Origin of the sequence: Nocardia cerradoensis NBRC 101014, assembly GCF_000308535.1 — a bacterium.
In the GTDB taxonomy this organism is placed as follows: domain Bacteria; phylum Actinomycetota; class Actinomycetes; order Mycobacteriales; family Mycobacteriaceae; genus Nocardia; species Nocardia cerradoensis.
Genome location: NZ_BAFW01000069.1, coordinates 1 through 9,427 on the forward strand (window position 1 = coordinate 1; position 9,427 = coordinate 9,427).

Sequence of the window (9,427 nt, forward strand, 5' to 3'; positions counted from 1 at the left end):
CAGATGTGCCGCCTCCAGCAGCGGATCGCTGCGGCGCACCGCGCCGGCGCCCAGGCCGCCGAAGGTGATCAGGACCGCACCCCAGAAGCCCAGCAGCGCGGCGTGTCCCTCGGGGCTGCGGAAGAAGTCACCGGCCCAGCGGACCCACCAGCGCACGGTGTGCACGGCCGGAGCGGGGACCGGCACGGCGGTCACCGGCACCGTGGTAACCGTGCTGGTCACCGGCGCTGTCACGGGGGCAGTGTCCGTATCGGGGGTCGGCATGGTTCGTCTTCCCCCCGGGAATGTCGTGCGGTGCGGAACCGCGGGAGTGGTCAGTTCGCGGGCCAGTTTAACGGTTTGCCGGCAACCCTAGCGCGCCGGTCGGCGCCGTGGCGCCGCCGGCGTGCCGGAAGGCGCCGGTGATGCGTTCGGCGGCCAGTTTTCCCGACAGCAGCGCGGTGGGCACGCCGACTCCCGGTGTGGTGCCGCATCCGGCCAGCACCACGTTGGCCGGGGTGCGGGCGAGATTGCGGGTGCGGAACGGTCCGGTCTGGCGGAACAGGTGCGCGGCCGAGAACGGCGTTCCGGCGATCATGCCCTGCTCGAACCACGTCTGCGGCGTGTCGAGGTGATCGACGGTGAAATGCTCGGCGATACCCCGGTAACCGCGTTGCTCCAGCACAGCCAGCAGTTCTCCCAGGTATGCCGGTCCCAGACGCGGCCAATCCAGCGGCGCCGCATCGAGATTCGGGCACGGAGCCAGCACCGACAGCGGTTCGTAGCGGCCGGTGGCCCGTTCGACGAACTGGCCGGGATCGCTGAGCGCGGGCCGGGTGATCAGCAGCGACGGATCACTCATCAGCCGCCCGCGGCCGCGCCGGGCGGCGATGTCGGCGAAGGTCTCGTCCCAGGCCCGGCCGAAATCGATGGTGTGGTGGGCCTGCAGCGGCCACCGCGCGGCCACCTCGGCCGGGATGGTGCCGTGTGCCACCACGGCGGAAGGCGCCGCCCGCAACGGGCGGCGCCGGCGAATGCCGAAGCGGCTCGACGAACCGAGATCGGCGGTCAGGACCACCGCATCGCAGTCGAAGCCGCGCCCGTCCGCCGTGCGGACCCGCCGGGCGCGCCCGGCGTGATAGTCGATACCGCTGACCTCGCAGTTCAGTTCCAGCTGCCCGCCCGCGCCGGTGAACGCGGCCGCCAGCGTCGCGGCGATCGCCCGCATGCCGCCGACCGGGAAGAAGACGCCCAGCGAGGTGTCCATATGCGGAATCGCGCCGTAGACGGCCAACGCCTGCGCGGGTGCGGTCCCGGCGTAGAGGGCCTGAAAGGTGAACAGCCGCGCCAGCTTCGGATCGTCCAGGATGCGCTGGACGCGCGGGCCGAGCCGGCCGAAGGCGCCCAGCCGGACCAGTTCCCACAGGGCCGCGCGCTTCTCCGGGATGCGGACCATGTCGAGCGGGGAATCGAAATTGGTGTCCATGAACTGGTCGTAGGCGCCGGCGTAGATCCGGGCCAGCCAGCCCCGCAGGTCCAGATAGCGTTGCGCTTGCTCGGCACCGCACGCGCGCCGCACCTCGGCGGCCATCCGCTCCGGATCCGCGTACACGCCGATCACACTGTCGTCGGCGAAGCGGGCCTGATAGGCGGGATCGAGGCGGTGGATCCGCAGTCCGTGGGCCGCGGCATCGGTGCCGACCGCGGCCAGCGCCTCGTCGATCAGCCCGGGCAGGGTGAGAACCGTTGCCCCGGAGTCGATCTCGTAATCCGGCCCGCGGTACACGCCGACCCGCCCACCCGGATGATCGGCGCGTTCGAGCAGCGTGACCCGGCGCCCGGCTCCGGTCAGATACAGCGCCGCGGCCAGCCCGGACAGGCCGGCGCCCACGACGACGATCCGATCGCACTGTCCGGGAACGGTTTTCATGCCACTCGCCTGGTCGCGGCCAGCGCCATCGCGCGCAGCCGGTCGCCGGCCTCGGGGGTGACCGAACTGGCCGCCAGCGCGCCGAGGCCGCGGTCGGTGAGTTCGGTGATGCGGCGCTCCACATCGTCGACGGCGCCGAGTCCGGTGATGAGGTCGCGCAACTCGGTGACCTGTTCGGGGGCGAGGTCGGTGCCCAACGAGGAGCGCAGCAGCCGCGCCGCCGCGGGATCGGTGGCGTCGGCGCGGCGCAGCGCCTCGGCGACCAGGACCGTGCGCTTGCCCTCGCGCAGGTCGTCACCGGACGGTTTGCCGGTGACGGCCGGGTCGCCGAAGACGCCGAGCAGGTCGTCGCGCAGCTGGAAGGCGATGCCGATATCGGTGCCGAACTCGCGGTAGGCGGCGATCAGTTCCGGTTCGGCCCCGGCCAGTGCCGCGCCCAGGTGCAGCGGCCGCTCCACGGTGTAGGCGGCGGTCTTGTACCGGTTGATCCGCAGCGCGGCGGCCACCGAATCGTCGGCGCCCGCCTCACCGTGCACGTCGAGCAGCTGACCGCCCATCACCTCGGTGCGCATCGCCGCCCAGACCGGGGCGAACCGGGCCCGGGCCGCGGCGTCCAACCCGGCCGCGGCGACCATGTCGTCGGCCCACGTCAGCGCCAGATCGCCGATCAGGATCGCGACGCTCACGCCGAAATGCGCCGAATCGCCACCCCAGCCGCGGTGGCGGTGGCGATGTTCGAAGTCCACGTGCACGGTCGGGAAGCCGCGCCGGGTGCGGGAGGAGTCGATGATGTCGTCGTGGATCAGCGCGCACGCCTGCACCAGTTCCAGCGCCGCGCACGCGGTCAGCACCGATTCGGCCTGGTCACCGGTGGGATCGCCGCCCGCGCCGAGCCACCCGGTCCAGGCGAACGACGGCCGGGTCCGCTTGCCGCCGCGCAGCACGAAATCCTCGAGGGCAGCCGTGGCGGAGATGACGACCGGCCCCAGTTCGGCGACCAGTTCGCGGCGGCCGGCGAAGAATCCGGTCAGCGCTTGTTCGACCGCGCGCACCAGCGCCGCGGAGTCGTTCGGCGCCGGACGTGCCGGGCTGGCCGGACCAACGGACAACGCAACCTCCAGGTAGTTCGTCGTATCGGCGAGCCGATACCGGGCACGCCGGGGCGTATCCGGCGTGCCGAGAATGTGGCCGGCGAGACGCTGCGTCTGCACCGGCGACGGCTGCGGCGGTCCCGCCGATTCCTCCGGCCGGCCATCGCGAACGGTTCGCGTCGCGGCGCGTGCCGGACCACCGTGAACCTTACTGCGTCGGTTCCGCCGCCCGACAGCGCCGTAGCCGGCACGTGACCGGCACCGCATCGCATCGGACGGGGGAGATCGAGGCCGGTCGGCCGGTCCGCGCGATCCGTCTCGTGGCGCTCGGGGGTGGCCGGTGAACCGATCGCGGGCGGGTGGGGACCGCCGTCGCGGAGTCGGGGGAGCGAACGGTGGGCCGCGAGGCGATCCACAACTCCGGCCGGAGGCGTACCAGCGGCTGGACCGGCGCGGATCCGGACCGGGCGGCCCGTCGAGCGAGGGTGTCCTACTACACTGGACCGGTGAGTTTCGACAATGTACGGGGACGATCGACCCCAGGCCGACCTTCCCGGACGCCGTCCGGAACTCCCTCCGTGGTGGGGCAGCTGGGCCGCCGCCCCGACGGCACCATCCCGTTCTCGGTGGAATTCAATCCGCCGCGCGACGCGGCCGCCGAGGCGCGGCTGTGGCGCGCCGCCCGTGAATTCGAGCGGATGCATCCGGCGTTCGTGTCGATGACCTACGGTGCGGGCGGATCCACCCGCGATCGCACCGCGCGCATCACCGGGCAGCTGGCCCGCGAAACCACACTGCTCACCGTCGCGCATCTGACCGCCGTCGGGCACAGCGTCGCCGAGCTGCGATCCATCGTCGGCAGCTACGCCGATGCCGGCATTCGCAACATGCTCGTACTGCGCGGCGACCCGCCGGGCGATCCGCTGGGGGAGTGGCGCAAACATCCGGACGGTGTCGAATACGCCGAGGAACTGGTGCGCATGGTCTGCGAACTCGGCGACTTCCACGTGGGCGTGGCGTCGTTTCCGCAGGGTCACTACCGCTCGCCCGACCTGGACCACGACACCCGCTATCTGACCGCGAAACTGCGTGCGGGAGCGGAATATTCGATCACGCAGATGTTCTTCGACGTGGAACACTATCTGCGCCTGCGGGATCGGGTCGCGGCCTACGACGCCGAACAGGGTGCCAAGCCCATCATTCCCGAGCTGATGCCGATCACCTCGCTGCGCACGGTGCAGCGCGCCGAGGAACTGTCGGGCCGGCCGCTGCCCGCGCGGGTCATGCAGCGGCTCGAGCAGGCGGCCGGTAACGATCCGGAGGCCAATCGCAACGCGGTGCGCGCGGTTGGCATCGAGATCGCCACCGAGATCGGGCAGCGACTGATCGACGAGGGCGCGCCCTGCCTGCATTTCATCACCCTGAACTTCGCCAAGGCGACCACCGAGGTGCTCACCAACCTCGGCTATACGGTGACACCGGCGGCCGTCAGCGCCTGATCGGCGTTTCGCGGGCGTGTTGCCACGCATTCGCCTCCACCGGCGGTACCCTCTCGTGCACCGTGACGACGCGGAGGTCCCCGAGTCATGCTGTGCGGCCCGGCGGACCGACCCTGGTGCGGATGTTCCGCCGAACTCAGGAGAACCCCGATGGCCGTGGTGACCAGTCTCGTCCGTCTTTCCGCAGCGCTGACCGTGACCGGTGCGCTGACCTTCGCCGGCGCCGCCGCCGCGTCCGCCGCCCCGCCCGACCCCGCCGCCACCATCGCCGCCCTGGGCCAGAACCCGGCCGCGGCGACGGATTTGCTGAGCGCGTATCAGACGGCGGTCGACTCGCTGAAACAGCTGGGTATCCAGCCGTTCCTGTATCCGTCCGGGTCGGCGTTCTGCCAGGACGGCAGCACCCTCGGGCTCGTTCCGGCGCTGGCCGGTGCGGTGCCCGGGCCGTGGCCCAAACTGGCGGTGCCGGTACCCGGTCTGGACCTGTCCGCGGTGAAGGCGGGCCAGACGATGTTCGCCTTCGTCCCCTACGGCATGGGTCCCGACGGCCCCGACACCACCGGGATGCAGGTCGCCTGGTTCAACGTGTCCAACGGCCGCGGTGGATTCGCCGCCATGGGCCCGCTGTCCCAGGTAATCGGCTCGATGGTGCCGCCGAATCTGCCGCCCGAGGTGCGCCCGGCGTTCGAACAGGCGATCCGCAACTTCTTCCTGGCGTCGCTGCCGGTCGGCGGGGTGCGCGCGGTGCCGGTGGACACCGGCTCCGGAACGGTGCTGGCGGCGGTGTTCGGCACGGTCCGCAACGGCGCCAACACCTGCATGTTTTTGCCGACGGTCGGCGTTACCTCGGTGCCCTGAGTTCGGTGCGCCCGGGCCGGGAGCGGCCCGGGCCGTCCGGTACCGGGCGTCCCTTCCAGCTCAGCGCGCCGCGCCGATGCAGCAGCCACGACCGGCCCGACAGCCGCAGATACGCGCCGATCGACACCGGATGTGCCAGCGCCGCACCGATATCCGTGCCGCGCGGGACTGTCCCGGATTCCAGTGAGCGGGCCAGCAGCCGGCTCGCGACACCCAATCCGTAGCCGGTGACGCCTGTCCGCCGGATCCGGCCGCGGCCGAACAGCGCCGCGAGGGCGGGCAGCACGTACGCGACCGCGGCGACCGTATCCACCGCCACCGCACCGGCCGTGCCGCCGTAGGCCGACCACAGCCAGCGGGTGTAGCCGCCGTCGACTTCGGCTGCGCCCCGGTACATTCGAGTACTCGCCAGCGTTCCCGCCGCCACCAGCACGGTGCGGTGTCCGGCCCGCCGCAGCGTCCGCGCCAGCGCCAGATCCTCGGTGATCGAACCGGCCACGGCCGCATGCCCGCCCACCGCGCGATAGACCGCGGCGTCGAAGACGAGGAACTGACCGCACGCCACCGCGGTCGAGGGCCGCAGGCTGCGATCGGCGAGCCGCACCGGCAGCGTCGTGGCCCACGACCAGCACAGCAGCGGCTGCACCAGCGCCTCCGCGAGCGATCCGGCCCGCTGATACGGCCACGGCGACACCGAACCCGCACCGCTGCGGCGCAATTCGCTCACCGCGGCGGCGATCGCCTGCGGGCTCAGCCGCACGTCGGCGTCGAGGAAGATCAGGGCACCGGGCGGCGGGTCGGCGGTGACGCCCGCGAGTTCGGCCAGGCGCGCGCAGGCCGCGGTCTTGCCGGTCCATCCGGGTTCGGGGTCGGTGTCGGCCGCGACCACAGTGAATCGGTCGTCGTCACCGATCGCCTCGACGGCGGCCGGGAAGGTGCCGTCGGTGGATCCGTCGTCGAGAATCCAGATCCGCATGCGCGAAACACCTTGCTGGGCACGCAGATCCGCGATCAGCCGCGGGAGGCGGGTGGCTTCGTCGCGGGCCGGGATCGCGATGATCACCGGCTCGATCACCGGTGTGGCGCCGGCCCGCAGCCGCCGCGTCGCGAGCCGGTTCACCAGTGCCACCGCACATCCCGCACCGGCCACGATCGCGCCCGCCGTGACGATCGGCTCGACTACCGACCGCGCGCCGCGCGGCGTCATGTGGCCTCTCCCGGCGGCTGCGCCGAGGCGGCGGGGACGGTGCTCGCGGCGGCCATCGTGGTCCGGATCAGGCGTCCTGTTTCACCCGCGGACGCCACGGCGGCGTGGGGTTGCGGTTCAGATACGCCAGCACCGCGACCATGGCGGCCACCGCGAGGGTGATACCGCCGACGATGCCGGCCCATCCCGCGAAGGATCGGGTGTTCGGGTCGGCGTAGCTGACCTCGGCCTTCACGGTGCTCACATCGCCGGCCGGCAGCTTCCACGAGACCGTGGAATCGCCCTGGCGGGTGCCGTTGGTGGTGGCCACCCGGGCCGGGAACGCGACCGTGAACTGGACGTCGGAACCTTGCGGCGGAACGGATTTCAGATCGACCCGGCCGCTGAGCGTCACCTTGTCGCCGGTGCGGATGAACTGCAGGTTGAACATGCCCTGCGTCTGATCCGACAGCGCGCCCAGCTGCTGCACCTCGCCGAAGGTCAGGTCGTCGAAGTAGACCTGGCTGCCGACGTAGCCGTCCTGGCTGTAGGGCTCGACCCGGATCTTCGTGGCCAGCGTCTCGGGAGCCTTCAGCTCGGGGCCCTTGTCCTTGTCGTTGGCCGGGATCACCGCGGCCACCAGATGTCCGGATACGCGGTCGTTCGAGGACACGCCCATCGATACCTGGACCCGCAGGCAGCCGGTCAGCAACGGCGCCAGCAGCAGCGCCAGCAAGGCTACGGACCAGAGGCGACGACGCCGGGTTCGCCGCGGCGTGTGGGTCGACTCTGGCATCGATGGTGTCGGACTCGGCTGCACGGCACACATCGTGCCATGAGCCGCTGTGATCGTCGGCACGCGACGGGCGTTTACGGGGGCGCGGGCAGCCGCCCGCGGTCCCGGGCCTCTCGCAGCACCCACACCGCCGTGGGTACGGCCACCACTCCGAGGCCGATGAGGCCGTACCCCGCGGACGCGGGCAGATCCAGGAACACCGCGTGGGCCAGCGCCGATCCGAACCAGGTCCACAGCAGCACCGCGACCGGTACCGCGGGGCCGGCGCCACGCAGGGCGCAGCGGCGTTCGAGTGCCGCGAGCAGCGTCGCCATCAGGGCGCCGACCGCGAACCAGCCGAGGTAGTTCGTGTACGGGATTTCGCCGATTCCGGGCAGCCCCGGATGGGCCGAACACCAGGTCCACTGCCCGTCGGCCACCATCTGCGGGTCGAGGTAGAGGTCCCAGCCCACCGCGCCCACGGCGGTCGTCAGAACGCGGGTGACGGTGCGGCGGCACAGCAGCCCGGTCGCCACCCAGATCGGATAGAGGCCGCCGACCCAGGCCACCGGCACGATCAGTGGCACCTGCGCGAGGTCGGGCCCGATCCGGCCGTGCGCGTAGTGATAGCAGCCGAACGGGAAACCCCGTGCGGTACCGATCATTTCGGCGACCGCGCCGACGCCGCCGACGATCACCGCGTACCCGGCCGCCCAGCCGATGCCCCGGGCCACCCAGGCGTGCAGCAGCGCGGTGGCCGCCGACAACGCGACGATCAGGACCGTCACCCGATCACGCGCCGAGCCGTCGGTGAGGGGATAGGCGATCTGCGCCGCGACCCAGGCCACGGCGGTCACCGCCGGCCACTGCCGCGCCGTCATCGCCGCGCGAAACGGCCGCGGCGCAGCGAGCGCAGCACCAGCCCCGCCGCGGTACGCCCGCTGGCTCCCGACACCCCGCCGCCGGGATGGGTGGAGGCGCCGGTCAGATACAGCCCGGGCGCACCCGGCACCTTTTGTCCGGACAATTCCGGAATGGGCCGCCAGAAGAACATCTGATCCAGCGACATCTCGACGTGCATGACGTTGCCGCCGATCAGCCCCAGTTCGCTTTCCAGATCGGCGGGTGTCTGCACGTACCGCTGCCGCACCGAATCGGCGAAACCCGGTGCGTAGGAATCGACTTCGGCGATGATGCGGTCGGCCTCGCGCTCACCGTGCGCGTGCCAGTCGCTGCCGTCGGCGAGCCGGTGCGGATGCCACTGCGCCCACAGCGACAGCTGATGTTCGCCGGGTGGCGCGATGGTGGGGTCGAGGGCGCTGAAACTCATCGCCAGCACCACCGGACGGGGCGGCAGTTCCCCGGCCAGCGCGGCGGCGTGGGCGAGTCGCAGCTGCCGTCGATCGGATACCAGCAGTTGCAGTCCGCGCGTCGACTCCTGCGGTGCGGCGCCCGGATAGGCCGGAAGGGCGGTGGTGGCGGCCCGCACCACCATGCCGATACCGGGCCCGACCCGGATGCGGCGCCGCCAGTCGGCGAGGACGGTGTCGTCGAATCCGCCGCGCCGCAACAATTCCAGGGTGGTGAGCACGTGTGTGCCGGAAATCACGGTGCGGGCGAACAGGTCGCGGCCGGCTGCCGTGCGGACCCGCCAGCCGTCGCCCGAGCGGCGCAGCTCGGTCACCTCGTCACCGGCGCGGACGGTTCCGCCGTCGGCGCGCAGCCGCGCCACGAGTGCCGTGGTGAGCGCGCCGCTGCCGCCGACCGCGCGGCCGGGCGGCAATGTGTGCATCAGCGCGGCGAAACCGGCCATCGGCGCGGTGCCGGGTTCCGACATCGGCGGCCCGGACTGCGCGCCGAACCAGGCCAGCGCCGCCTTCAGTCGCTCGTCGTCGAACCAGCTGTCCAGCAGGGCGTCTCCGGACTGGAGGAACTCCCGCGACAGCGCGCTGCCGCCGCCCCGGGCGTCCAGGCCCCAGAACGCGCGCAGGAAACGGCCCGGCGTCGGCGCGCCGCCGAACGCCCGCATCACCCGCTGGGCCCGCGGCCCCCACGGTGCGGACGAACCGCCGGTAGGCCTCGGCGTCGCGGGCGCCGCAGGCCCGTTCG

7 protein-coding genes and 2 pseudogenes are annotated in these 9,427 nt (G+C 72.1%); 2 read left to right on the forward strand and 7 right to left on the reverse strand.

All coding sequences use genetic code 11. The features are described from left to right. The 3 genes and pseudogenes from ON23_RS08705 to ON23_RS08715 form a co-directional block, all read right to left on the reverse strand. Nucleotides 1-186 (reverse strand): annotated as a pseudogene (locus ON23_RS08705) (alpha-(1->6)-mannopyranosyltransferase A); the annotation flags it as partial. A gap of 145 nt (nucleotides 187-331) precedes the next feature. After that, nucleotides 332-1,909: a phytoene desaturase family protein gene (gene crtI, locus ON23_RS08710; RefSeq protein ID WP_039777388.1), complete on the reverse strand. Its 1,578-nt coding sequence runs from the start codon at nucleotides 1,907-1,909 to the stop codon at nucleotides 332-334. Further along, the gene (locus ON23_RS08715) at nucleotides 1,906-3,030 is read right to left on the reverse strand and encodes a polyprenyl synthetase family protein (protein ID WP_039777393.1); all 1,125 of its coding nucleotides are present in this window, start codon (nucleotides 3,028-3,030) and stop codon (nucleotides 1,906-1,908) included. The genes crtI and ON23_RS08715 overlap by 4 nt, the downstream gene beginning before the upstream one ends. 476 nt (nucleotides 3,031-3,506) lie before the next feature. Here ON23_RS08715 and ON23_RS08720 point away from each other — a divergent pair, with 476 nt between their 5' ends. Together ON23_RS08720 and ON23_RS08725 are read left to right on the forward strand one after the other, a co-directional pair. Next, entirely contained in the window at nucleotides 3,507-4,499 is a 993-nt protein-coding gene (locus ON23_RS08720) for a methylenetetrahydrofolate reductase (RefSeq protein WP_083870699.1), read from the forward strand. A gap of 150 nt (nucleotides 4,500-4,649) precedes the next feature. Further along, nucleotides 4,650-5,357: a hypothetical protein gene (locus ON23_RS08725; RefSeq protein ID WP_039777389.1), complete on the forward strand. Its 708-nt coding sequence runs from the start codon at nucleotides 4,650-4,652 to the stop codon at nucleotides 5,355-5,357. On the opposite strand, the gene ON23_RS08730 is transcribed toward ON23_RS08725, so the two are convergent. From ON23_RS08730 to ON23_RS08745, 4 genes and pseudogenes are all read right to left on the reverse strand, one after another. Beyond that, complete coding sequence (locus ON23_RS08730; RefSeq protein WP_039777390.1) at nucleotides 5,341-6,564, reverse strand: glycosyltransferase family 2 protein; 1,224 nt, start codon at nucleotides 6,562-6,564, stop codon at nucleotides 5,341-5,343. The two genes, ON23_RS08725 and ON23_RS08730, sit on opposite strands and share 17 nt — an antisense overlap. A gap of 67 nt (nucleotides 6,565-6,631) precedes the next feature. Next, nucleotides 6,632-7,339, reverse strand: coding sequence for an LppM family (lipo)protein (locus ON23_RS08735; protein ID WP_039777391.1), 708 nt, complete (start codon nucleotides 7,337-7,339; stop codon nucleotides 6,632-6,634). Between the two features lie 74 nt (nucleotides 7,340-7,413). Continuing rightward, nucleotides 7,414-8,199, reverse strand: coding sequence for a carotenoid biosynthesis protein (locus tag ON23_RS08740; protein WP_039777392.1), 786 nt, complete (start codon nucleotides 8,197-8,199; stop codon nucleotides 7,414-7,416). Continuing rightward, nucleotides 8,196-9,427: pseudogene (locus ON23_RS08745) on the reverse strand (phytoene desaturase family protein); the annotation flags it as partial. The pseudogene ON23_RS08745 and the gene ON23_RS08740, both read right to left, overlap by 4 nt.